Below are 23432 nucleotides of genomic sequence, written 5' to 3' on the forward strand. Positions count from 1 at the left end.
GGCCACCAACGACAACCCCACCAACGAGCGGACCGGCCCATCGGCGCACAGCACCGCGTCACACAACTCGAACAACGCATCCGCACGCCGCGACATACAGCCCAGCAACTCCTGCCGAAACCACGACAGGTCCCCGACCGCGTCACCCGGACGTCGATCATGCACACTGACCACAGACAGCCCTTGGATGTTGACGTTCTTCCCTCGACAAGAAGAATGATCAACCAAGGGCTGTCCACATGATCGACCGGGGTCCACACCCGACCGTCAAGGTTAAAGATCAAGCTAGCGCGGGGCCATGCGGACCGCGCCGTCCAGGCGGATGACGCCGCCGTTGAGGTAGCGGTTGGCGACGATGTGCCGCACCAGCTTGGCGTACTCCTCGGGGTGGCCGAGCCGGCTGGGGTGTGGCACCTGCTCGGCCAGCGACCGCTGGACCGGCTCGGGCAGGCCGCGCAGCATGGGTGTCTCGAAGATGCCGGGCGCGACGGTGACCACGCGGATGCCGGCGTCGGCGAGGTCGCGGGCGGCGCTGATGGTGAGCGCGGCGACGCCACCCTTCGAGGCGGCGTACGCGGCCTGCCCGACCTGGCCCTCGAAGGCGGCCACCGACGCGGTGAGCACGGCGACTCCGCGCTCGCCGTCGACCGGTTCGTTGTCGCGCATCGCCGCGGCGGCCAGGCGCAGCACGTTGAAGGTGCCGACCAGGTTGACCTCGACGACCGCGCGGAACGCGTCCAGGGGCAGCGGGCCGCGCCGGCCCAGTATCCGTCCCGGGGTGGCGACGCCGGCGCAGTTGACCACGACCCGCAGCGGGCCGGCGGCGGCCGCCGTGTCGACCGCCCGCTGTACGTCCTCCTCCGCGGTGACGTCGGTGGGGCAGAACACGGCTCGCGGGCCGAGCTCCTCGGCGGTCGCGGCGCCGGGCGAGCCGGGTAGGTCGGCCAGCACCACCGTCGCGCCGGCGTCCACAAGGGACGCCGCCGTGGCCCGGCCGAGCCCGGAGGCGCCGCCGGTGACCAGCGCCGCCGCGCCGGTGAGGTCGCCGCTCACGCCGCCTCCCACCAAACGCTCACGCCGCCACCCGCCAAGAGACGCGAAACGCTCACGCCGCTACCTCCAACTCGCCGCTGAAGTGGCAGGCCACGCTCTGCCCGGGGGCCTTGGACTCCAGCGGCGGCTCCAGCTCGGCGCAGACCGGCCGGGCGATCGGGCACCGGGTGCGGAAGCGGCATCCGGAGGGCGGGGCGAGCGGGCTCGGCACGTCGCCGGCGAGCACGATGCGCTGGCGTGCCCCGCCGGGCCGCGGCTGCGGGATCGCGGAGAGCAGCGCGACCGTGTACGGGTGCAGCGGCCGCTCGCGGATCGACACCGAGTCGGCGATCTCCACCACCTTGCCCAGGTACATGACCGCCACCCGGTCGGAGACGTAGTCGACCACCGCGAGGTCGTGGGCGACGAAGAGGTACGTCAGGGCGAACCGGCGTTTGAGGTCGACGAGCAGGTTGAGCACCTGGGACTGGATCGAGACGTCGAGCGCGGAGACCGGCTCGTCGGCGACGATGAACCCGGGCCGCAGCACGAGCGCGCGGGCGATGCCGATGCGCTGGCGCTGGCCGCCGGAGAACTCGTGCGGGTACCGGCCACCGGCGTCCGGGTCGAGGCCGACGCTGCGCATGATGTCCCGCACCTGGTCGTGGCGTTCCTGGCGGCTGTGCAAGCCGTGCGCGAGCAGCGCCTCGCCGATGATGTTGCGGACGGTCATCCGCGGGTTGAGTGAGCCCACCGGGTCCTGGAAGATCAGCTGCATGTGGCGGCGCATCGCCTTCATCCGCTCCGGCCGCAGCCCGGTGATGTCGGTGCCGTCGAAGGTGATCTGCCCGCTGGTCGGCGGGATCAGCCGCAGGATGGTGCGGCCGAGCGTCGACTTGCCGCAGCCGGACTCGCCGACCAGGCCGAGGGTCTCGCCGCGCATGATGTCCAGGTCGACGCCGTCGACGGCGCGGACCTGCCCGACGGTACGGCGCAGCACGCCGCCGCGCACCGGAAAGTGGGTGTGCACGCCGCGCACCGACACGAGCGGGGCGGCGCCCTCTTCGGCGGCCCGGGGCTGCGGGGCGCTCTGGTCGACGGCGGTCATCGGTAGATCTCCTCGACGCCGGCGGAGCCGCGGGCTCCGGTCTCGCACAGCCAGCACGCCGACCGCTGGTCGTCCACTGTGAACAGTGGCGGCAGCTCCTCCCGGCAGCGGTCGAACGCCTCGGTGCAGCGGGGCGCGAAGCGGCAGCCGGTGGGCCAGTTCAGCGGGCTGGGCACCATGCCCTGGATGACCCGCAGCGGGTGCTCCTTGCTCATGCCCAGCACCGGCACGGACTGCAGCAGCGCCTCGGTGTACGGGTGCTGCGGCCGGTTGAAGACGTCGGTCACCGAGCCGGTCTCGACGACCTTGCCGGCGTACATGACGGCGACGTCGTCGGCCATCTCCGCGACCACGCCGAGGTCGTGCGTGATCATGAGGATGGCGGTGCCGAGGCGGTCGCGCAGGTCCTTCATCAGCTCGAGGATCTGCGCCTGGATCGTGACGTCCAGGGCGGTGGTCGGCTCGTCGGCGATGAGCAGCTTGGGGTCGCAGCTCAGCGCGGCGGCGATCATCACGCGCTGCCGCATGCCGCCGGACATCTGGTGCGGGTAGTCGTGGATCCGCCGCTCCGGCGAGGGGATGCCGACCAGCCGCATCAGCTCGATCGCGCGTTCGGTCGCGCCTTTGCGGTCGACGTCGTTGTGCGCGCGTACCGCCTCGGCGATCTGGTACCCCACGGTGTAGACCGGGTCGAGCGAGGTCATCGGCTCCTGGAAGATCATGGTGATGTCGCGGCCGCGGATCGACCGGAGCTGCCGTTCGGGCAGGCGCAGCAGGTCCCGCCCGTCGAAGACGATCTCGCTGCCCGGCTGCACCTGCCCGGGCGCGTCGATCAGCCCCATCACGGAGAGGGCGGTGACGCTCTTGCCGCTGCCGGACTCGCCGACGACGCAGAGCGTCCGTCCAGCGTGGACGGTCAGGTCGACACCGTCGACCGCCCGGTACACGCCGCTGGTGGTGTGGAAGTGGGTCCGCAGGTTCTTGACGTCGAGCAGTGCGGTCATCGCCCAGCCTTTCCGGACAGTCGGCGCAGGCGCCGCGGCAGCCGCTTGCGCGAGCGCAGCCGCGGGTCGAGTACGTCGCGCATCCCGTCGCCAAGCAGGTTGAAGGCGAGGATCGCGCCGAGGATGCAGAGGCCGGGGTAGGTCAGCAGCCGCGGGTTGCTGAAGATCAGGTCGCGGGACTCGCCCAGCATCGTGCCCCACTCCGGGGTGGGCTGGCGTACGCCGAGGCCGAGGAAGCCCAGCCCGGATGCGGTCAGGATCGCGCTGCCCAGCTCCAGCGGCGCCTGCACGATGACCGGCGTGAGGGAGTTGGGCAGCACGTGCCGCCACAGCACCCGCCGCTCGCTGACGCCGAGCGCCCGCGCCGCCTCGGTGAACGGCTGCTCCCGGACGCTGAGCACCGAGGCGCGGACCAGCCGTACGAAGCGCGGGAACGAGGCCAGCGCCACGGCGATGATGAGGTTGCGCAGCCCGGGGCCGAGGACGGCGACCAGGGCGAGCGCGAGCAGGAAGTGCGGGAACGCCAGGACGATGTCGATGAACCGCTGGATGAGCAGGTCGACCCAGCCGCGGTAGAAGCCGGAGAGCGCGCCGAGCGGCACCCCGATCAGGACGCCGGCGACGACCGCGCCGATGCCGATGAGGATGGTGTACCGGGCGCCGATGACCAGCCGTACCAGCTCGTCCCGGCCGAGCTGGTCGGTGCCGAGCCAGTGGCTGGCCGACGGGCCCTGGAGGCTCTCGCCGAGGTTCTGGTAGTGCGGGTCGCTGGTGGGGCTGCCGGCGACCAGCAGCGGCCCGACCACGATCACGGCGACGTAGCCGGCGAGCAGGATCAGGCCCAGCCGGGAGCTGCGGTGGCGCAGCAGCCGGCGCAGCAGGTGGTCGCGGCGGGGCGCGGCGACCGGCAGCGGGGCCAGCGGCGCGGTCGACTCAGTCATAGCGGATCCTGGGGTCGATGTAGGCGTACACGATGTCGGTCAGCAGGTTCACCAGGATGAGCGCGACCGCGAAGATGAGGATGGCGCCCTGCACGGTGGTGAAGTCGCGGGCGCCGATCGACTCGACCAGCAGCCGCCCGATGCCCGGCCAGGCGAAGATGGTCTCGGTGATCACCGCGCCGCCGAGCAACTGTCCGAACTGGAGCCCGATCACCGTCACCACGGGCAGGGCGGCGTTGCGTACGGCGTGCCGCAGGACGACCGCCCACCGCGCGACGCCCTTGGCCCGTACGGTGCGGATGAAGTCCATCTCCATCGTCTCCACCATCGCCGAGCGCATCTGCCGGGAGATGAAGCCGATGGTGAAGAAGGACAGCGTGACGGTCGGCAGGATGTAGCCCTGCCAGGACTCCGCGCCGGCGGCCGGCAGCCAGCCGAGGTTGACCGAGAAGAGGATGACCAGCAGCAGGCCGACCCAGTAGACCGGCATGGAGACGCCGAAGACCGAGAGCCCGGACAGGACCAGGTCGGCGAGGCCTTCGCGGCGGACCGCCGCGATCACCCCGAGGGTGCAGCCGACCAGGACCGCGAGCAGGGTCGCGAGCACGGCCAGCATCACCGTGTACGGCAGGCGGGCCAGGATCTCGGCGAGCACCGAGTCTCCGGTACGGGCCGAGCGGCCCAGGTCGCCGGTCGCCAACCGTCCCATGTAGTCCAGGAACTGGTTGAGCACCGGCTTGTCGAAGCCGAACTGGCGGCGGATCAGCTCGACGTCGGCCGCGGTCGCGTCCGGGCCGGCGAGCACCCGGGCCGGGTCGCCGGGGATCAGCCGCATCAGCAGGAAGCTGACGACCGCGACCCCGACCAGCGTCGGTACGGCGATCAGCAGCCGCCGCGTCACGTATCCCATCATGGCGTGCCTCCGGGCCGGGCCGGCCGCCTCAGCTCTCGATCGTCCACTGTGACTCGACCGGTACGCCCGCGTCGCGCAGCAGCGCGTGCATCGGGCAGAGCCGCAGCACCTCGCCGCGGAAGTGGTCCAGCCGTTCCCCCGTCTCGGAGGTGGTGATGTACACGTTCTGCTCGACCTTGAAGTAGTGCTCGGTGAGCGGCGGGATGGCCGAGTACGGCTGCTTGGTACGGCGCATCTCGACGCTGCGCTTGTCGACCCAGCCGTCGGTCTGGAAGCGCACCCCGCCGAGGTCGAACTTCATCTCCTTGCGTACCAGGAACATGATCATCGCCGAGCAGGCGTTGAGCGCGGCGAGCGTCGACTCCAGCGCGGTCGGGCCGGAGTTGGCCCCGCCCATCGACTCCGGCTCGTCGATGAAGACCTCCGGCACGTCGCGGATGGAGCTGACCGACTGGTAGCGCCCCAGGTACCGGGTGCTCACCGTGATCCGGTCGACGCGGTCGAGCTTGTCCGCGGGTATCTGCTCAAGAGCCATCTGCGCCATCGGTCTTCCCTTCATCGGAAACGGGGGTCACGCGGAGCACCGCGACCGGGGGCGCGTCGCCGTCGAAGCGCTCGGCCTGGACCAGGGCGCTGTGCGCGCTCGGCCCCTGGCCCAGCCGGGACGTGCCGTGGTCGGCGGTGAGGACGTTGGGGTTGCCGTGCAGGTCGAGGGCGCCGACCGTGCCCGGCTCGCGCGGGTCGTACCAGGCGCCGGTGGCGAGCTCGACCACGCCGGGGCGCACCGCGTCGGTCAGTACGGCGCCGGCCAGGCACGCGCCGCGGTCGTTGAAGAGCCGGATCAGGTCACCGTCGCGGATGGCGCGGGCGGCGGCGTCGGACGGGTTGAGCCGGCAGGGTTCGCGGCCGTTCACCTTGCTGTCCCGGCTGACCCGACCCATGTCGAGCTGGCCGTGCAGCCGGGTGCGCGGCTGGTTGGAGATCAGGTGCAGCGGGTGGCGGGCCGCCTGCGCCGCGCCGAGCCACTCCGCCGGCTCCAGCCAGGTGGGGTGCGGCGGGCAGTCGTCGTACCCGAAGCCCTCGATGGTCGCGGAGAAGATCTCGATGCGGCCGGAGGGGGTACGCAGCGGGTGCGCCGCCGGGTCGGAGCGGAACGCCTCGAACAGTACGAAGCTGCGGGTGCCGGGCACGTCGGCGTGGCCGCGCGCCCAGAACTCGTCGAACTCGGGCAGCTCGGCGCCGTTGCGGGCGGCGGCGCGGCGGCTGCGCTCGTACAGGTGGCGCAGCCAGGCCGCCTCGTCGCGCCCCTCGGTGAACGCGTCGCGGAAGCCGAGCCGCCCGGCGAGCCCGGCGAGGATGTCGAAGTCGTGGCGGGCCTGCCCGACCGGCTCGACCGCCTGGTGCATCGCCACGATCGCGTCGTCCCGGGAGGAGGCGCCGATGTCGTTGCGTTCCAGGGTGGTGGTGGCCGGCAGCACGATGTCGGCGTGCCGGGCGGTCGCGGTCCACCACGGCTCGTGCACGACCACCGTCTCCGGCCGGCGCCAGCCGCGCAGCAGCCGGTTGAGGTCCTGGTGGTGGTGGAACGGGTTGCCGCCGGCCCAGTAGACCAGCCGGATGTCCGGGTACCGGCGCCTTTCGCCGTCGAAGTCGTACGGCTCGCCCGGGTGCAGCAGCATGTCGGCGATCCGGGCGACCGGGATCGTGCTGCCGGCGGGGTTGACGCCGGCCGGCAGCGCGGGCGCCGGGAACGGGTAGCGCCGGTTGCCCATGCCGGCGGTGTCGCCGTACGCGAAGCCGAACCCGCCGCCGGGGAGCCCGATCTGCCCGACCATGGCGGCGAGCACGACGGTCATCCAGAACGGCTGCTCGCCGTGGTCGGCCCGCTGCAACGACCAGGTGGAGGTGATCATCGTGCGCTCGGCGACCATCCGGCGGGCCAGGTCGCGCAGCGCCCCGGCGTCGATACCGGCGATGGCCGCGGCCCACTCGGCGCTCTTGGGACGGCCGTCGTCGGCACCTTCCAGGTACCGGCGGAAGCGGTCGAAGCCGACGCAGTAGCGGGCGACGAAGTCGCGGTCGTAGCGGTCTTCGACGAGCAGCGTGTGGGCCAGGCCGAGCATGACGGCGGTGTCGGTGTTGGGGCGTACCGGCAGCCACGCCGCGTCGAGGAAGCCGGCGACGTCGTCCCGGATCGGGGTCACCGCCACGAACCGGGTGCCGTTGTCCCGCGCGGCGCGCAGCCAGTGCGCCGCCGAGTGGCGGGTGATGCCGCCGGACTCGACCTGCGCGTTCTTCAGCGGCGCGCCGCCGAACATCACCCACAGCCGGGTGTGCTCGGCGATCACGTCCCAGGAGGTCACCTCGCCGGCGGTGGGGCCGCCGGTGCCGACCACGTGCGGCAGGATCGCCGAGGCCGCCGCGTAGCTGTAGTTGTACTTCTGGTCCGTGCAGCCGCCGAAGAGGTTGAGGAAGCGGGCGAGCTGGGTCTTGGCGTGGTGGAAGCGGCCGGCGCTGGCCCAGCCGTACGAGCCGCCGAAGATCGCCGGGTTGCCGTGCTCGCGCCGTACCCGGTCCAGCTCGGCCGCGACGAGGTCGAGCGCGCGGTCCCAGCCCACCTCGACGAAGTCGTCCGCGCCGCGCCGCTCGGAGGTCGCGCCGGGGCCCTGCTCCAGCCAGCCGCGCCGTACCGCCGGGGCCGCGACCCGCACGTCGGCGTGGAGCGCATCGGCGATGCCGGACAGCAGCGGCGACGGCTCCGGGTCGCCCGGGCGCGGCAGCACCCCCACCAACCGTCCATCGTGGACCTCGGCGGTGAAGGCGCCCCAGTGGGAGCTGTGCGGCAGCCGGCTGGTCATCGCCCCACCGCTCCTGCGTCGCCGGCCCGCAGCAGGTGCCGCTGCACCTTCCCGCTCGCGGTGCGCGGCAGCTGCGGCCGCACGTGCACCCGCCGCGGCGCGGCGTGCCAGCCGATCCGCTCCCCCACCCAGCGGCGCAGCTCGGCGAGCAGGTCGTCCGGGGCCGGCGCGCCGAGCACCACGTGCGCGGCGACCACCTGGCCCTTGACCGGGTCGGCCTCGCCCACGCAGGCCGCGTCCACGACCAGCGGGTGGTCCAGCAGCGCGGTCTCCACCTCGTTCGGCCCGACGTTGTAGCCGGCCGTGACGATCATGTCGTCGGCGCGCCCCACGTACCAGAACCGGCCCTGCTCGTCGCGGCGGGCCAGGTCCTCGGTGCGGAACCAGCCGTCCACGACACGGGCGTCCCACTCCGCCTGCCGGCCCCAGTAGCCGCGGCTGAGGAAGAAGCCGTTGTCGCGTACCGCGACCCGGCCGGTCGCCTCGCCGCTGACCGGGTTGCCCCGCTCGTCCAGCAGCGCCACCTCGAACCCGGGCAGCGCGACCCCCATCGACCCGGGTGCGACCGGCGGGTACGGCGGCTCGCGCAGGTTGCCGGTGACCATGCCGAGCTCGGACAGGCCGTAGCTGTCGTGCACCACCACGCCGGCGTGCTCCTGAAACCAGCGGACGGTCGGCTCGTCCAGCGGTTCACCGGCACTGGTCGCCGCCGTGAACTCGGCCGGCACCAGCTCGGCGCCCCCCGTGGCGAGCTGGCGGAACGCGGTCGGCGCGGCGGCCACGTGCGTCGCGCCCTGCTCCCGTACGCACGCCCACCAGCCCGGCGTGCTGAACGGCCCCTCGTACATCACCCGGCTCACGCCCTGCGACATCGGGGCCAGGCCGGTGGTGAAGAGCCCGAACGACCAGCCCGCGTCCGCGCCGGAGAAGAGCACGTCGCCCGGGCCGACGGCGAGGCAGTGCCGCACGTACGGCAGCAGGCTCACGATCGCGGCGTGCGGGATCAGGCAGCCCTTGGGGCGCCCGGTGGTGCCCGAGGTGTACATGATGGTCGACGGGTCGTGCAGCCCTGTGTCCACAATGGCCGGAGCGGTGCGCGGCCGGGCCAGGACCGCGTCCAGCGCCAGGTCGCCGTCGCCGGCCGGGCCACCCACGACGATCACCTCGAAGGCGGGCAGCCCCTCCCGCACCGCGCCGAGCCCGTCCCGGCTGGCCGCGTCGGTGAAGACCACCTTCGGCCCGCTGTCGGCCAGCCGTACCCGCAGCCCGTCGCCGCCGAACCCGGTGAACAGCGGCACGTAGACCGCGCCCAGCCACCAGGTGGCCAGCGCCGCGCAGAACGAGGCCGGCCGGCGCCCGATCAGCCCGGCGACCCGGTCACCCCGCCCGACCCCGAGCTCGGCGAGGACGGCGGCCATCTCCCCGGCGCGGCGGCGCAGCTGCGCGGCGGAGTACGCGGTGGCGGTGCCGTCCGCGCGGCGCCAGATCACCGCCCGTTGCTCGGGCAGGCGCATGGTGGCGGCGTTGAACGTGCCGTCGGACCGGGCGCCGGCCGCCCGCGCGTGCGCGTCCCAGTCCCACGGCGCGGCGGTCACTGCGCGGTCCATCCGCCGTCGACCAGCAGGCTCGCGCCGGTCACGTACGAGGAGGCGTCGCTGGCCAGGAAGACCGCCGCGCCGACCAGCTCGCCGCTCTCCCCCATGCGGGCCATCGGGATCCGGGACAGCACCTGGGCGCCGTGCCGGCTGGCCATGTACGCCTCGGTGAGCTGGGTGCGGAAGTAGCCCGGGGCGAGGCAGTTGACCCGCACCCCCCGGCCGGCCCACTCCACCGACAGCGCGCGGGTCAGCTGCTCGACCCCGCCCTTGCTCGCCGCGTACGCGCACATCCGCTCGACGCCGGTGTGGCCGTGCACCGAGGAGACGTTGACGATGCTGCCCGAGCCGGCGGCCAGCATGTGCCGGCCCGCCTCCCGGCAGCAGTAGAAGGTGCCGGTCAGGTTGATGTCGAGGATCTGCTGCCAGTCGGCGTCGGCCAGCAGCTCGCTGCGGACCACCGACGGGCTGACCCCGGCCGCGTTGACCAGCACGTCCAGCTGCCCCAGCTCGGCCACCACGCGGGCGGCATGGTCCGCGACCGCCGCCGGGTCGGCGACCGAGCCGGGCAGGACCAGGGCCGGCATCCCGGTACGGGCGTCGATCTCCCCGGCGACGTCCTCGAGCTGCTCGGCGGTGCGCGCGGTGAGCGCGACGCGGGCACCGGCCGCGGCGAGGCCGGCGGCGATCGCCCGCCCCAGCCCCCGGCCGGCTCCGGTGACCCAGGCGACCTTTCCGGTCAGGTCCGGGCCGCCGGCGGTCACGGTGCCGGCCTCGGCGTCGCGTACGGCGTTCTGATTCGTCATGTTCCGCTCGGTCACCTCTCGTGCCGGTCGACCCGCGTCGCCGCGGGCCGGGGAGACGCCCGTCACGCTCCCCGGCCAGGGCGACGTTACACTAGACCGGACGGTCGGTACAGAGCCCGGAACGCACTCTTAATAGTTATCGTTTTCGATCGAACGAGCTGCCTACCTGGATGGCTACTCGCACCGCCGCTCCCTACGCGCGCTCACGCGGCGGTCAGGTGAGGGCGAGGGTGCCGGACGGGACCTCCAGGCGGCGGGCCGCGTCCTGGAGGGCGGTGAGCGTGGCGGCGACCGCACTGCCGCGGGCCAGGTCCGGCCAGGTGTACGCGGAGACCCGCCGGCGCCCGACCGGCTCCACCGGCACCGCCGTCACCTCGGGGTGGCGCATGAACGCGAGCACCAGTGCCGGTACCAGCGCGATCCCCAGCCCGGCCGCGACCAGGCCCTGCAGCGCCATGTTGTCGTCGGTGGCGCAGGCGATCGACGGGCTGAACCCGGCGTCCTGGCAGACCTTGAGGAACTGCTGGCGGCACCGCGGGCAGCCGGCGATCCAGGTGGCGCCGGCCAGCTCGGCCAGGGCCACCGACGCGCGCTCGCCGAGCGGGTGGCCGGCCGGCACGAGCAGTACCAGCGGGTCGGCGAGCAGCGGCACCTCCAGCATCCCGACGTCGGCCGGCACGATCTTGCCGGGCTCGTAGGTGAAGGCGACCACCACGTCGCACCGCGCCTGCCGCAGCGCCTGGTACGACTGGGGCGGCTCGTCCTCCAGCAGCTCCAGGCGCAGGTGCGGGTGGCGTTCCTTGAGCGCGGCGGCGGCCTTCGGCACCAGGGTGGCGTTGGCGCTGGGGAAGGCGCAGAGCCGTACCGTGCCCATCTCGGTGGCGATCGCCCGGACCCGCTGCTGCGCCACCGCGACGCCGTCGAGGATCTCGGCCGCGTACCGGGCCAGCGCCTGCCCCGCCTCGGTCAGCTGCAGGCCGCGGCCGACCCGGGCGAACAGCGGACCGCCCACGCCGCGCTCCAGCGCCCGCATCTGCTGGCTCACCGCGGGCTGGGTACAGCGCATCTCCCGGGCCGCCGCCGAGAACGAGCCACTCTCCACGACCTGCCGGAACATGACCAGCTGCCGCATGTCGATCATTGGCGGATCATAACCAGAACTTACCGGTCCGAAAGATACCCGCGTCTTGTGGCACCAGGTCGCCGGCGCCGAGCATGCGAGGGAAGCCGGGAGAAGGGGACCACCGTGACCATCGCCGCGACACCACCCGCACACCTGCGCGACGTCCCGTTCATGGGGGTGATCTTCGTGCTGGACGAGGCGGCGAAGGTCGGCTTCGAACTGGGCGACCCGGACTGGGTCAACCTCGGCCAGGGACAGCCGGAGGTCGGCCCGCTGCCCGGCGCGCCGGAGCGGATCAGCCGGGTGGACCTCGCGCCGGAGGACCACGCGTACGGGCCGGTCAGCGGCACCCGGACGGTGCGCGAGGCGGTGGCCGCGTACTACAACGACACGTTCCGCGCGGGCCTGCCCGGCCGGTACACCGCCGACCACGTGGCCATTGTCCAAGGTGGACGGTTGGCGCTCAGCCGGGCGCTGGCCGCGCTCGGCGAGACGAACGTCGGGTACATGCTGCCGGACTACTCCGCGTACGAGGACATGCTGAGCCTGCACCTGTCCCGGGTCACGCCGGTACCGGTGCGCACCCGGCCCGAGGAGGGCTTCCGGCTCGGCACGGGCGACCTCGCCGGGCTGGTCGAGCGCTCGGGGGTCGGCGCGTTCCTGCTCTCCAACCCGTGCAACCCGACCGGCGCGGTGATCGCCGGCGACCGCCTCGACGCGCTGGTCCGGTACGCGGGTGAGGCCGGCTGCGCCCTGCTGGTGGACGAGTTCTACAGCCACTACCACTACGCGCCCGGTCCGGACGGGGCCTGGCTGCCCGCCGCCGGGCCGGTCAGCGCCGCCGCCCACGTGAGCGACCCGGACACCGACGACGTACTGGTCTTCGACGGGCTGACCAAGAACTTCCGGTACCCCGGCTGGCGCCTGGGCTGGGTGCTCGGGCCGCCCGCCACGATCGCGGTGCTCGACCGGGTCGGCAGCGCCATGGACGGCGGGCCGTCGCGGGTGGTCCAGCGGGCCGCGCTCGCCGCGCTGGAGCCCGGGTACGCCCGGCGGGAGACCGCGGCGGTGCGCGCGGAGTTCACCCGCAAGCGCAACCACGCCGTGGCCGCCCTGCGCCGCATGGGCGTGGCGGTCGACGCCGAACCGGCCGGCACGTTCTACGTCTGGGGCTGCCTGGACCGGCTCCCCGCGCCGCTGAACGACGGCATGGAGTTCTTCCGCCGGGCCCTGGAGTTCAAGGTGATCACCGTTCCCGGGCAGCTGTTCGACGTGAACCCGGGACGCCGGCGCCGCGGCGCGAGCCCGTACGCCTCGTGGATGCGCTTCTCCTTCGGCCCCGGGTACGGCGCCCTCACCGAAGGGCTGGAGCGCCTGGAGCGGATGGTCGCGAAGTACGCGTGACGAGCAGGTCCTCCAGGGCGGCCGCGGCCCGTACCGCGGTCGCCTCGGTGCGGGCCATGAGCTGGACGGCGACCGGCAGGCCGTCGACGAGCCCGCACGGCACGCTCACCGCGGGCACGCCGGCGAAGTTGGCCAGGTACGTGTGGTCGGTGATGCCGGCCGGCCGCCAGGTCCAGTCGCCGGCCGGCGGCGCCACGGCGGTGAACCCGACCGTCGGGCCAGCCAGCACGTCGTACCGGTCGAACGCGTCCGCCAGCCGCTGCACGGCCCGGAAGCGGACGGCGAGGGCCTCGGCGTACTCGGCGCCGGTGACCCGCCCGCCGGCCTCGAACCGCTGGCGCACGAGCGGCGTCAACTCGGCCGCCGTCCCGGGGTCGGCGAGCAGTTCCCGGCCCTGCAGGGCGTACCGGTCGGCATACGTCATGCGGCTGAACGCCGCCTGGCACTCCTCGTCGCCGAGGACCAGTCCCGGGTCGTCGAAGTGCGCGCCGGCCTCGGCGATCCGGGCGGCCGCGGCCCGTACCGCGGCGACCACCCGGGCGTCCCCGCCCGCCTCGACGCCCGGCGACCACCAGGCCACCCGCAGGTCGCGTACGCCGCGCCGGCGCGGCCAGCGGAAGGCGGCGTCGCGCCGGCCGGTCGGGTCGCGCGGGTCGTAGCCGGCCAGGACCTCCAGCAGCAGCGCGGCGTCCCGGACGCCGCGGGCGATCGGGCCGATGCCGGTGAACCGCAACGACCCGCCGAGCCCGCCGTGCCGCGGTACCAGGCCGTTGCCGGGCAGGATCCCGGTCACGCCGCAGAACGCGGCCGGCAGCCGGATCGAGCCGGCGCAGTCGCTGCCGAGCGCGAGCGGGGCCAGGCCGGCCGCGACCGCCGCGGCCGACCCGCCACTGGAACCGCCGGGCGAGCGGCCGGTGTCCCACGGGTTCCGGGTCTCCGGCGCGACCCGGTTGAGCGTCCGCCAGTGCAGCCCGAACTCCGGGGTGTTCGTCTTGCCGAGCACGATCCCGCCGGCGGCCCGGATCCGCTCGACGCAGGCCGCGTCCTCGTCCGGCACCCGGTCGCGGTAGAGCGCCGAGCCGCCGGTGGTGCGCAGCCCGCGGGTCAGGTACTGGTCCTTGACCGCGACGGGCAGCCCGTAGAGGGGGCCGGCGCCGCGCCGTTCCAGGGCCCGCGCGTCCGCCAGGGCTCCCTCCCGGTCGACCGTCACGAAGCAGTGCAGGTCGCCGTCGAGCCGCTCGATCCGGTCCAGGAAGTGGGTGGTCACCTCGACCGGGGAGAGCTCGCCGGCGCGCAGCAGCCGGACCAGCCGCCACGCCGGCAGCAGGTGCGGCTCAGCGGCTGGCACCGAGCCCGCCGGCCGACGCGAGCACGGAGCGGACGTCCTGCTCGGTGTACGGGCCGTCGCCGAGCTTGGCCAGGCCCTGGAACGCGAAGACCTTGGCGTCGGTGCGTACCGCCGGCGGCAGGCTCCACACCCATTCGGTGACGAGCCGGCTGGCCAGGCCGTTGCGCTCCTGCCAGTCCCGGCGGGCGGCGCCGAGGTCGACCCAGCCGCGCTCGCCGCGCTCGGCCCGCATCAGGTCGCGCAGCAGGGCGGTGGCGTCCTCGTCGACCGCCTCGTCCACGAGGACCACGCCGTAGCATTCGCGGGCCCGTTCGGCGCAGACGAAGCCGTTGACGTGATCGGCGAGGACCCGGGCCGGGTCCCGGTCGAGCGGGTCGCCGTACCCGCCGCCGCCGGCGCCGAAGATGCTGATCGTCTCGCCGAGCGCGGGCCGGTGCAGGTTGGTCTTGCCGAGGTAGACCGGTTCGCCGCCGGTGGTGGAGAAGCAGCCGGCGTTGCTGCCGGCGTGCCCGCCGTGCACCCCCCACGGGTTGAACACGTGCCGGTCCTGGCCGCGCATGACGAGCGTGGCGTTCGGCGCGGTGAGCTCGACGTCGAAGCGGATGCCGAAGCCGCCGCGGAACTGCCCCGGCCCTTCGGAGTCGGGGCGCAGGCCGAAGCGGCGGACCCGGACCGGCGCCTCCGCCTCCAGCACCTCGACCGGCACGTTCTTCAGGAACGCCACCGGCCGGTCGGCACCGGAGACACCGTCCATCGCCGGTCCGCCGCCGGAGCCGCCCTGCACCGGGTTGGCGACCACGACCCGGCCGGCGCGGCCGAGGTCCGATGTGGACACGTACGTGATGACGACCTGCCCGGCGCCGGCGGCCGGTACCGACTCCGGCAGAGCCTGGGCCAGGCAGCCCAGCACCGCGTCGTGCACCTTCAGTACCGTGCCGATCCGCAGCCCGCACGCGCTCGGCTCGGGAGCGTCCACGACGGACCCCGGCGGCAGGACGAGGTCGACGCAGCGCAGGATGCCGACGTTGAGCCGGATCCCGGGCGCGAACGTACCGACGAAGTTGATGATGGCCCGGCACAGGAACGGGTGGTGCGGCTGGCCGCCGGCGGCGAGGTTGAGCGCGGAGCGCACCTTCGGGTCCGAGCCGGTGAAGTCCAGCGTCACCGACCCGTCGCCGGCGGTGCGCAGGCAGACCTCGATCTTCACGGGTACGCCGGAGACGTAGTCGTCCTCGAAGAACTCGGTGAACCGGTACTCGCCGGCCGGGATCCGCCGCAGCGCACTGCGGGCCAGCCGCTCGGTGGTGTCGATGGTGGCGGACATGGCCCGGGTGACCGCCTCCCGGCCGTACTTGTCGACCAGGCCGAGCACCCGCTTCTCGCCGGAGTTGACCGCGGCGATCAGCGCCGAGATGTCGCCCCAGTTGTCCACCGGGATCCGGCAGTTGTCCTCGAAGATGTGCCGCACGTCCTCGTTGAGCACGCCCCGCTTGTAGAGCTTGACCGGCCGCAGCCGCAGCCCTTCCTGGTAGATCTCGTGGCTGTGGAAGGTGATGCTGCCCGGCACCGCGCCACCCACGTCGGTGCAGTGGATGAAGCCCCAGGAGAAGCAGACCAGCTCGCCGCCGGCGAAGACCGGCTTGAACACGTACATGTCGTTGAGGTGGGTGACCATGCCCTCGGTGAAGTACGGGTCGTTGGTGATGAGGATGTCCCCCTCCTCCCACCCGTACCGCGGGTCGACGCCGGCCGCCAGCGGTACGCCCATCGCGGTCTTGGCGCCCAGCGAGCCCGGGTAGGCGACCAGGTCACCGTCCACAGTGATCAGACCGGTGCCGAAGTCCTCGGTCTCCTTGACGAACGTGGTGTACGCGGAGCGCAGCGTCATCGCGGCCATGTCGTCCACGATGGCCTGGAAGAGGTTCGCCAGGACCTCGTCCACGACGGTTGTCTCGATGCCCATCGGTCTCCTCACTTGACCCGGTGCAGCTGCAGCGAGCCGGACGGGTCGACCTCGGCCCGCCAGCCGGTCGGCACCAGCACCGTGGTGTCCATCTGCTCGACGATCGCCGGGCCGGTGAGCTCCTGCCCGGCCGCGAGCAGCGCCCGGTCGTACACGGTCGCGGTGACCGTCCCGCCGGCGAGCCGGATCTCCCGCCGGCCCAGCACCGGGTCGCCGGTGCGGCCGGTACCGGCCATGTGCACGCTCTCCGGCTTGGCGACGACGCTGACCAGGTGGGCGCGCATCTCCTTGACCCAGATGTCGCTGCCGCGGCTGGCGTGCCCGAACGTCGCCTCGTGCGCCCGGTGGAACGCCTCGCCGAGCGCGGCCGCGTCACCGTCGACGAGCCACCGCTCCTCGACCGGTACGTTGACGTCGAAGCCCTGCCCCTCGTAGCGCATCTCCAGCGACCACGAGACGACGGTCCCGGTGACCGGCAGCGAGTCCTGCTCGTTGGCGAGCCACTCGGCGGCACGGTCCTTTGTGGACTTCCAGGCGGCGGCGACGTCACCGGGCTCGACGACCGACAGCTTGCGGTAGACCGGCGCGACGAGGTCGCCTTCCAGGTCGCTGCGGGCCGCCCCGAACGCGCTCAGCGCCCCCGGCGTCGGCGGGATCAGCACCGAGTCGACGTAGATCTCCTCGGCCAGCAGGGCGCCGATCAGCGGCCCCGCCCCGCCGAAGGCGACCAGCCGGAACGCCGGCGCGTCCACGCCGCGCCGGGCGAGCACCTTGCTGGCCTCGGCGGCCATCATCGCGATGGCGATCCGCACCGCGCCGTCGGCGACGTCCTCGACCGAGGCGCCCATCCGGTCGGCGACCCGGGACAGCGCGGTCCGGGCGCCATCCAGCGACAGCCCGATCCGGCCGCCGAGCCGCTGCTCGTCGCTGAGCCAGCCGGCCAGCAGGAACGCGTCGGAGAGCCCGGGCGTGTGCGTCTGCTTGCCGTAGCAGGCCGGTGCCGGGTCGGCGCCGAGGCTCTGCGGGCCGACCTTGAGCGTGCCCAGCTCGTCCACCCAGATGATCGAGCCGCCGCCGGCGCCGATCGCCGAGACCGCGATGGTCGGCACCAGGACCGGCATCTGCGCGATCGTCTCCTCGGCGCTCAGCAGCGGGGAGCCGGCCCGTACCACGCCGATGTCGGCGCTTGTGCCGCCGACGTCGATGGTGATCAGGTCGGCCCGGTCCCAGCCGGACTCGGCCGCCGCGCGGGCCGCCCCGGCGACGCCGGCCGCCGGTCCGGACAGCAGCGCGGCCACCGGCCAGGCGCGGATCGTGTGCGCCCGCTGCATGCCGCCGTTGGAACGGGCGATGGTGGCCTCGTTGGCCAGCCCGTGCCCGCGCATCCCCTCGGCGATCTCGTCCAGGTACGCCTGCATGATCGGGCGGATCGAGGCGTTGATGACGGTGAGGGTGGCCCGCTCGTACTCGCGGGCCTGCGGCCACACCTCGGAGGAGACCTCCACCGGCACGTCCGGGAACTCGCGGCGCAGCACCTCGCGGGCGGCCGCCTCGTGCGCGCCGTTGACGTACGCGTGCAGGAAGCAGACCACGAAGCTCTCGCAGCCGCGGGCGCGCAGCCGCCGGGCCTGCTCGACCAGCTGCTCCTCGTCCAGCGGGGTGACGGTGCCGCCGTCGAAGCCCATCCGCTCGGTCACCTCGGCGACCAGCGACCGGGCCACCAGCGGGGTCGGCCGCTGCGAGTCGTAGCGCAGCGGGTCCGGTACGGCCAGCCGCTGCAGCTCGAACAGGTCGCGGAAGCCGTCGGTCACCAGTACCCCGATCGCCGGACCGCGCCGCTCGATGACCGCGTTGGTGGCGATGGTGCTGCTGTGGGTGTGCTGCATCGCGGCCAGCCGCTCCGCCGACAGCCCCAGCTCGCGGACGATCTCGCCGAAGCCGGTGATCGTGCTCCGCGCCGGCCGCGACGGCGTGCTCGGCACCTTGAAGCAGTGCACGGCGCCGGCCTCGTCGACGACGATGAAGTCGGTGAACGTGCCACCGACGTCCACTCCCAGGGTCAAACCCGATGCCACTGCGGCGCTCTCCTTCACTCAGTCCTACTGGCCGGCCGGATCACACGATCGTCGCGAGGTACTCGGTGTACTTGGCCACCACGGTCAGCGGGTCCAGCACCGGGACGGGCGACTGCTCGCGTACCGGGCCGAGCAGCCCGCCCCAGAAGGTGCAGGCGAAGAAGACCGCGGCGGCGCCGTCCTCCTCGGCGGCGGCGAGGGTCTGCTTCAGGCCGGGGCCGGTGGCCGCCTCCGCCATCGCGGCGAGCACCTTCTCCCGCAGCAGGTCGGGGTCCCGGACCGCCAGGTCGGCGACCTCCGCCGGGCTCGGGTGGCTGACCACCGGTACGGTCCGGAACGTCACGTCGTCCGGCGCCACGCCGTACGAGCGCACCAGGTGGCGCATCCAGTGGCCGTTGCGCTGGGTCGGCATCGTGGCGGCGAAGGCGGGCGGGAGCGTGCGGCGCAGCACGGCGAACGGGCCGAGCGACCGGGCTGCCGCGCAGACCGCCTCGAACGGCGCGGTCACCGGGATCGACGAGACCGACTTGCAGGCCGACAGCGCCGGGTCGCCGCAGCAGGAGACGCCCACCGCGTCGAAGCCCTCGGCGGCCGCGCCGGCCACCATCGTGATCAGCTGGTTGTGGAACTCGGCCGGGCTGGCCAGGTGCGGCGTGCGCGGTACGCCGTCGAGGCTGCGGCAGACGACCTCGGTGTCCTCGCGCAGGTCCGGCCGGACCAGGTCGACGGTGAGCTGGTCGAAGATGTCCACCCCGACGGGGTTGATCAGGAGAATACGGCGGGCCATGATGCCTCCAGGTCAGGACGTGGCGTTGCGGCGCCAGAGCACCGTGCGCTGGCCGGGCGTGCGGCGCACGTCCCAGGGCGACAGGTCGAGTGTCGGGTCTGGACGGTCCACGATGGACCTCGCGAGGGCCTCGGCGACCGGCGGGCCGTGCATCGCGCCGTGCCCGGTGAAGGCGAGCGCCCAGAGCCCTTCCTCCACCTTGCCGACGTAGGGGTGGCCGTCGCCGCCGAGCGCCGGGTACGCGGTCAGCTCGTGGACGATCTTCAGGTCGGCCAGGCCGGGCGCGCGGTCGGCCGCCGCCTCGACGAAGAGCTCGACGAGGTGGTTGTGATCGCGGGCGGCGGGGTTGCGGCCGAGCATCGCGAGCATCAGCGCCTCCCCCTCGCGCTCGATCGCCATCCCGGTGTCGATGTCGATGACGGTCGGGATCCGGGAGCCGGCGAAGGCCGGCTCGGTCAGCACCGCGCGGTGCGTGGCCTTGTAGATGTCCAGGTCCACGCCGAACGGCTGGAGCAGCTCGCGGTTGCCCCACCCGGCGACGGCGACCACCCGCTGGGCGACGATCTCGTCCGGCCCGTACGCGTGCCAGCCGTCCGGCTTGCGCTCCAGCCGGGTGACCGGCCACCGCTTCTGGATCTTGACGCCCAGCTCGCGGCCGGCGTGGATGAACGCGCTCAGCCCGTCCATCGGCATCACGTGCCCGTCCTTGGGGGTCCAGGATCCGCAGATCAGCCCCTCCGGGTCGATGAACGGCACCAGCTCGGCGACCTCGTCCGGCTCCAGCAGCTGGACGTCCGGCAGGCCCATGGAGATCTGCAGGTCGGCCTGCTCGCGCAGGATGGCGGCGGTCTGCGCGGTGCCGGTGAGCAGCAGGTACCCGTCCTCGTGGAACAGGCAGGGCGCGCCGAGGCGCTCCTCGACGTTCTTCCAGAAGTCGAGGCCGCGGCGCGAGCACTCGATCTCCAGCGGGTGCCCGAAGCCCTGCTGGCGGACGTTGCCCATCGAGCCGCCGGTGGCGCCGGAGCCGTGCTCCTCGGCCTCGACCACCAGTACGTCGGTGACCCCCTCCCGGGCCAGGTAGTAGGCCACGCCGACGCCGTTCAGGCCGCCGCCGACGACGAGCGTGTCGACGCTGCGCGCAGGTGTGCTCACGCTGGCTCCCCTTCTCCGTTACGGGTGTCCCGAGGGTATCTTGGACCGGACGGTCGGTACAGAGCGGTCACCGTAAAGCCGGCCGGACCGGCAGGTCGTAGCGGCGGCGGATGCTCGAGCCGACGCGGGAGATGTCCGCGCCGTACACGTGGATGGAGACGGCCGTACCGTCGCCGGCGTTGCGCACCTCGTGGATGTCGCCGGGCGGGGCGAACCCGCAGACGCTCCCGGCCGGGTTCTCGACCACGCCGTCCTCCACCAGGTGCGCCCGGCCGTCCCGCTCGGCCAGCCGGTACCGCACCTCGGACTCGACGCCGTCCACCACGCCGACCACGCACCAGCAGAGGTGGTCGTGGATCGGCGTGGCCTGCCCGGGGCGCCAGACCAGCGCGACGACCGAGAAGAGCCCGTCCGGCTCGACGTGCAGGATGTGCTGCGTGTAGCCGTCCGGGTCGCCGGCGAGCTGCGCCGGCGTCAGCACGTCGCGGGTCGGCAGGTGTGCCCGCAGCGCCTCGCCGACCAGCGACGCGGTCCGCTCCGGGGGGCAGACCCGGCCGGCCGCCGCCCGCACGTGCTCGACCAGCGTCGTCAACCGCTGTGCAGCCGCCATGCCCGCCCTCCCGGAGCTTCCGGCCCGCTGGTACGGGACCGCGAGCCCAGTCTGGGCAGGCTCATCTGGTGCCGCCAGCCGTCACTTGGTTGGCGGTGTCAAAGCCTGGCTTATGGATCGGCGGCTACTCCACCGGGTGCAGGCCCTTGACCAGCACGTCGACGAACAGGTCGGCGGTCTGCTCGGGGCTGAGCGGGCCGCCCGGCCGAAACCACAGGTAGGCGTAGTTGAACATCCCGAGGATGCCCTTGACCAGGACCGGTGAGACGTCTACGCCCGACCCCTCCGGCACCACCGCGCGGACGGTGCGCAGCCAGTACTGCTCGAACTGGTCGCGGGCGGCCACGATCTCGGTGCGCCGGTCGCCGGAGAGCGCCTGGAACTCCTTGAAGAACACCGACCACTCGTTCAGGTGGTCGCTGATGTTGCGCAGCAGGGCGCGCCCGAGCACCCGCAGCGTCTCGGCGGGCGGCAGGCCGCGGCCGACGATCTCGGCGGCCTGGGCGTTCATGTCGTCGATCTGCACCCGGCAGATCTCGTACAGGATCGACTCCTTGCCGTCCATGTGGTGGTACAGCGACCCGCGGCTCAGCCTGGTCGCGGTGGAGAGCTCGGCCATGCCGGTGGCGTGGTATCCGTTGCGCGCGAAAAGCTCGGCGGAGGTGCGCAGGATCCGCTCCCGCGCCGGCAGCACCGCGCCGTCACCGGCCGCCCGGTCGCCCGCCTGCCCCGCGGCGGCCGGCGCCGCCTCCTTCGTCGGTCGGCTCGCTGCCAACACGTCCTCCTTGGCTCTCGGGTCGCCCGGAAAGCGTCGCGTCCGGCGGGTGCCGATGGCGCGGGATCATAGCGCAGCTATCGACGCATCGGACTGCCTTCGACCCGAGTCCGCGCGCGCCGCCCCTTCGCCGCCTGTGACGGCCGGGTAAAACCGCCCTCGCATCGCTGTACCGAACGTCCGGTCCAGTGTAACGTCCCCTCCACGCCCGCACGGGGCGTGGTCGGCGGCGCCGCCCACGCCCGGCGTCCGGCGCCCGGCCGGCGCCCAGATGTGTCATTTGCGATACCCCTGGTCTGCACAAGAAGGGCTTTTTCATATGCGTCGACTTCATACGCGTCGACTCTGGGGAGCCGCACTGGCCGTGGCACTGGCCGCTGCTGGATGCACCACCGGCTCGGACTCGGGCGGCTCCGGAGGCACCGACACGCTCACCATCGCGGTGGGCGCCGACATCGACACGTTCGACCCGCAGGCGCAGGTCTCGGCGAGCGTCATCCAGCGCCTGCAGCAGGTCGTCGAGTCGCTCACCACGCTCGGCGCGGACGGCACGCTCAAGCCGCTGCTGGCCACCGAGTGGAAGGCCGCGCCGGACGGCATGAGCTGGGACTTCACCCTGCGACAGGGGGTGACGTTCTCGGACGGCACGCCGCTGAACGCCGCGGCCGTGAAGTTCAGCCTGGACCGGGTCAACAGCCCGGAGACCCTCAAGGCCCGCCCGGACGCGCTGGTCGTCATCAAGAGCACCGAAGTCGTCGACGACACGCACGTACGGATCAACCTGAAGTCCAAGTACCCGGCCCTGCCCCGGGCGCTGTCCCTGCCGGTCGGCGGCATCCTCTCGCCGGACGCCACGCGCAAGGCGCCGAACAGCGTCCAGCAGGTCGTCGCCCCGGTCGGCACCGGACCGTACGCCTTCAAGGAGAACGTGAAGGGCGACCACCTCACGCTCACCGCCAACCAGAGCTACTGGGGCGACAAGCCCACCTTCGCCACCCAGATCTGGAAGGTGGTGCCGGAGGCGACCAGCCGGCTCGCGCTGCTCAAGTCGAACGGCGCCGACATCATCCTCGACCCGCCCGGCACCGACCTGGCCAGCCTGCGCGAGGACGACTCGGTCGAGCTGACCCTGGTCAACGCCACCAACGCGGTGCAGCTGGTGATGAAGACGCAGAGCAAGCAGGCACCCCAGCTGGCCGACCCGAGGGTACGGCAGGCGCTCAGCTACGCCATCAACCGCGAGCAGATCGTCAAGGTGCTCGCCTACGGGGCCGCCGAGCCGCTCAAGTCACCGGTGGTGCCGTGGACGTTCGGGGCGTGCGACGCGAACAACTACGCGTACGACCCGGCCAAGGCCAAGCAGCTGCTCGCCGAGGCCGGTGCCACCAACCTCAAGCTGCGGATGGGCGCGCCGAACGGCCGCTACCTCAACGACTACAAGATCGGTGAGGCGGTCGCCGGTGACCTTCGGGCCGCCGGCGTACAGGTCGACCTGGCCAACCCGACCGACTTCCCGACCTACCTGGCGACCGTCTACACGCCGCCGCAGGAGGCCACGCTCGACGTGTACATCATGGGTCTGGGCTCGGTGTTCCTCGACGGTGGGCACGCGCTGCGCAACTACCTGAAGGCGAACTTCCCGCCGACCGGCTACAACGGCGGCTACTACGACAGCCCGGAGTTCGACCAGATGGTCAACACCCTCAACCAGGAGGGCGACGAGACGGTACGCGCCGGCCTGATCTGCGACGCGCAGAAGAAGCTGATGCGGGACGCGCCGGCCGCGTTCCTCTACGCGCTGCAGGTGCCGGTGGCCGTCTCCGCGGAGCTGACCGGCCTCATCGGGCACCCCGCCGGCATGATCAACCCGTCCTGGGTGAAGCCGAAGAGCTGAGCCGCGACAAGACCGGCCGGCGTCCCGGACGCCGGCCGGTTTCG

Annotated in this window: 19 protein-coding genes and 1 pseudogene; 2 read left to right on the top strand and 18 right to left on the bottom strand. The window is 73.1% G+C overall.

What is annotated here, in order from left to right; translation table 11 throughout:
• From RB614_RS26150 to RB614_RS26200, 11 genes and pseudogenes are all read right to left on the bottom strand, one after another.
• Positions 1-174, bottom strand: a pseudogene (locus RB614_RS26150) (NF041680 family putative transposase); the annotation flags it as partial.
• A gap of 111 nt (positions 175-285) precedes the next feature.
• Entirely contained in the window at positions 286-1053 is a 768-nt protein-coding gene (locus RB614_RS26155) for an SDR family NAD(P)-dependent oxidoreductase (RefSeq protein ID WP_308715284.1), read from the bottom strand.
• A gap of 52 nt (positions 1054-1105) precedes the next feature.
• Positions 1106-2140 (bottom strand): ABC transporter ATP-binding protein, encoded by a 1035-nt coding sequence (locus RB614_RS26160; protein ID WP_308715285.1) that lies wholly within the window; start codon positions 2138-2140, stop codon positions 1106-1108.
• Positions 2137-3144 carry an ABC transporter ATP-binding protein gene (locus tag RB614_RS26165; protein ID WP_308715286.1) on the bottom strand — a complete coding sequence of 336 codons (1008 nt, stop codon included), beginning with the start codon at positions 3142-3144 and terminating at the stop codon, positions 2137-2139. The genes RB614_RS26160 and RB614_RS26165 overlap by 4 nt, the downstream gene beginning before the upstream one ends.
• A complete protein-coding gene (locus RB614_RS26170; protein WP_308715287.1) occupies positions 3141-4085 on the bottom strand; it encodes an ABC transporter permease in 945 nt (314 codons plus the stop codon). Before RB614_RS26170 ends, RB614_RS26165 begins: the two co-directional genes overlap by 4 nt.
• Complete coding sequence (locus RB614_RS26175; protein WP_308715288.1) at positions 4078-4986, bottom strand: ABC transporter permease; 909 nt, start codon at positions 4984-4986, stop codon at positions 4078-4080. The genes RB614_RS26170 and RB614_RS26175 overlap by 8 nt, the downstream gene beginning before the upstream one ends.
• Before the next feature lie 40 nt (positions 4987-5026).
• Complete coding sequence (locus tag RB614_RS26180) at positions 5027-5542, bottom strand: OsmC family protein (protein ID WP_308715289.1); 516 nt, start codon at positions 5540-5542, stop codon at positions 5027-5029.
• Positions 5523-7856, bottom strand: coding sequence for a molybdopterin guanine dinucleotide-containing S/N-oxide reductase (locus tag RB614_RS26185; RefSeq protein WP_308715290.1), 2334 nt, complete (start codon positions 7854-7856; stop codon positions 5523-5525). Before RB614_RS26185 ends, RB614_RS26180 begins: the two co-directional genes overlap by 20 nt.
• A complete protein-coding gene (locus RB614_RS26190) occupies positions 7853-9463 on the bottom strand; it encodes an acetate--CoA ligase (protein ID WP_308715291.1) in 1611 nt (536 codons plus the stop codon). The genes RB614_RS26185 and RB614_RS26190 overlap by 4 nt, the downstream gene beginning before the upstream one ends.
• Positions 9448-10257, bottom strand: coding sequence for an SDR family NAD(P)-dependent oxidoreductase (locus tag RB614_RS26195; protein ID WP_308715292.1), 810 nt, complete (start codon positions 10255-10257; stop codon positions 9448-9450). Before RB614_RS26195 ends, RB614_RS26190 begins: the two co-directional genes overlap by 16 nt.
• 214 nt (positions 10258-10471) lie before the next feature.
• Positions 10472-11398 carry a LysR family transcriptional regulator gene (locus tag RB614_RS26200; protein WP_308715293.1) on the bottom strand — a complete coding sequence of 309 codons (927 nt, stop codon included), beginning with the start codon at positions 11396-11398 and terminating at the stop codon, positions 10472-10474.
• 105 nt (positions 11399-11503) lie between these two features.
• On the opposite strand from RB614_RS26200, the gene RB614_RS26205 reads away from it, so the two are divergent.
• The gene (locus RB614_RS26205; protein ID WP_308715294.1) at positions 11504-12784 is read left to right on the top strand and encodes a pyridoxal phosphate-dependent aminotransferase; all 1281 of its coding nucleotides are present in this window, start codon (positions 11504-11506) and stop codon (positions 12782-12784) included.
• On the opposite strand, the gene RB614_RS26210 is transcribed toward RB614_RS26205, so the two are convergent.
• The 7 genes from RB614_RS26210 to RB614_RS26240 all read right to left on the bottom strand — a co-directional run bounded on the left by RB614_RS26210 (position 12735) and on the right by RB614_RS26240 (position 21494).
• Complete coding sequence (locus RB614_RS26210; protein WP_308715295.1) at positions 12735-14132, bottom strand: amidase; 1398 nt, start codon at positions 14130-14132, stop codon at positions 12735-12737. The genes RB614_RS26205 and RB614_RS26210 overlap by 50 nt on opposite strands.
• Positions 14119-16095, bottom strand: coding sequence for a hydantoinase B/oxoprolinase family protein (locus RB614_RS26215; protein ID WP_308715296.1), 1977 nt, complete (start codon positions 16093-16095; stop codon positions 14119-14121). The genes RB614_RS26210 and RB614_RS26215 overlap by 14 nt, the downstream gene beginning before the upstream one ends.
• A gap of 8 nt (positions 16096-16103) precedes the next feature.
• On the bottom strand, positions 16104-18170 hold the full coding sequence (locus RB614_RS26220; protein WP_308715297.1) for a hydantoinase/oxoprolinase family protein: 2067 nt from the start codon (positions 18168-18170) through the stop codon (positions 16104-16106).
• Positions 18171-18210: 40 nt separating this feature from the next.
• A complete protein-coding gene (locus tag RB614_RS26225) occupies positions 18211-18957 on the bottom strand; it encodes an aspartate/glutamate racemase family protein (RefSeq protein ID WP_308715298.1) in 747 nt (248 codons plus the stop codon).
• Between the two features lie 12 nt (positions 18958-18969).
• The gene (locus RB614_RS26230) at positions 18970-20109 is read right to left on the bottom strand and encodes an NAD(P)/FAD-dependent oxidoreductase (RefSeq protein ID WP_308715299.1); all 1140 of its coding nucleotides are present in this window, start codon (positions 20107-20109) and stop codon (positions 18970-18972) included.
• Positions 20110-20176: 67 nt separating this feature from the next.
• Complete coding sequence (locus RB614_RS26235) at positions 20177-20719, bottom strand: cysteine dioxygenase family protein (protein WP_308715300.1); 543 nt, start codon at positions 20717-20719, stop codon at positions 20177-20179.
• A 124-nt stretch (positions 20720-20843) separates the two neighbouring features.
• Complete coding sequence (locus tag RB614_RS26240; RefSeq protein WP_308715301.1) at positions 20844-21494, bottom strand: TetR/AcrR family transcriptional regulator; 651 nt, start codon at positions 21492-21494, stop codon at positions 20844-20846.
• Between the two features lie 364 nt (positions 21495-21858).
• On the opposite strand from RB614_RS26240, the gene RB614_RS26245 reads away from it, so the two are divergent.
• Positions 21859-23388 carry an ABC transporter substrate-binding protein gene (locus RB614_RS26245; RefSeq protein WP_308715302.1) on the top strand — a complete coding sequence of 510 codons (1530 nt, stop codon included), beginning with the start codon at positions 21859-21861 and terminating at the stop codon, positions 23386-23388.
• Positions 23389-23432: the final 44 nt, after the last annotated feature.

Source organism: Phytohabitans maris (assembly GCF_031085175.1).
GTDB classification, from domain to species: domain Bacteria; phylum Actinomycetota; class Actinomycetes; order Mycobacteriales; family Micromonosporaceae; genus Phytohabitans; species Phytohabitans maris.

What these genes read in the sequence shown, in the direction of transcription:
- RB614_RS26160 (WP_308715285.1), bottom strand. Translation starts at nt 2,140, where the DNA reads ATGACCGCCGTCGACCAGAGCGCCCCGCAGCCCCGGGCCGCCGAAGAG.
- RB614_RS26165 (WP_308715286.1), bottom strand. Translation starts at nt 3,144, where the DNA reads ATGACCGCACTGCTCGACGTCAAGAACCTGCGGACCCACTTCCACACC.
- RB614_RS26170 (WP_308715287.1), bottom strand. Translation starts at nt 4,085, where the DNA reads ATGACTGAGTCGACCGCGCCGCTGGCCCCGCTGCCGGTCGCCGCGCCC.
- RB614_RS26180 (WP_308715289.1), bottom strand. Translation starts at nt 5,542, where the DNA reads ATGGCGCAGATGGCTCTTGAGCAGATACCCGCGGACAAGCTCGACCGC.
- RB614_RS26185 (WP_308715290.1), bottom strand. Translation starts at nt 7,856, where the DNA reads ATGACCAGCCGGCTGCCGCACAGCTCCCACTGGGGCGCCTTCACCGCC.
- RB614_RS26190 (WP_308715291.1), bottom strand. Translation starts at nt 9,463, where the DNA reads ATGGACCGCGCAGTGACCGCCGCGCCGTGGGACTGGGACGCGCACGCG.
- RB614_RS26195 (WP_308715292.1), bottom strand. Translation starts at nt 10,257, where the DNA reads ATGACGAATCAGAACGCCGTACGCGACGCCGAGGCCGGCACCGTGACC.
- RB614_RS26200 (WP_308715293.1), bottom strand. Translation starts at nt 11,398, where the DNA reads ATGATCGACATGCGGCAGCTGGTCATGTTCCGGCAGGTCGTGGAGAGT.
- RB614_RS26215 (WP_308715296.1), bottom strand. Translation starts at nt 16,095, where the DNA reads ATGGGCATCGAGACAACCGTCGTGGACGAGGTCCTGGCGAACCTCTTC.
- RB614_RS26225 (WP_308715298.1), bottom strand. Translation starts at nt 18,957, where the DNA reads ATGGCCCGCCGTATTCTCCTGATCAACCCCGTCGGGGTGGACATCTTC.
- RB614_RS26235 (WP_308715300.1), bottom strand. Translation starts at nt 20,719, where the DNA reads ATGGCGGCTGCACAGCGGTTGACGACGCTGGTCGAGCACGTGCGGGCG.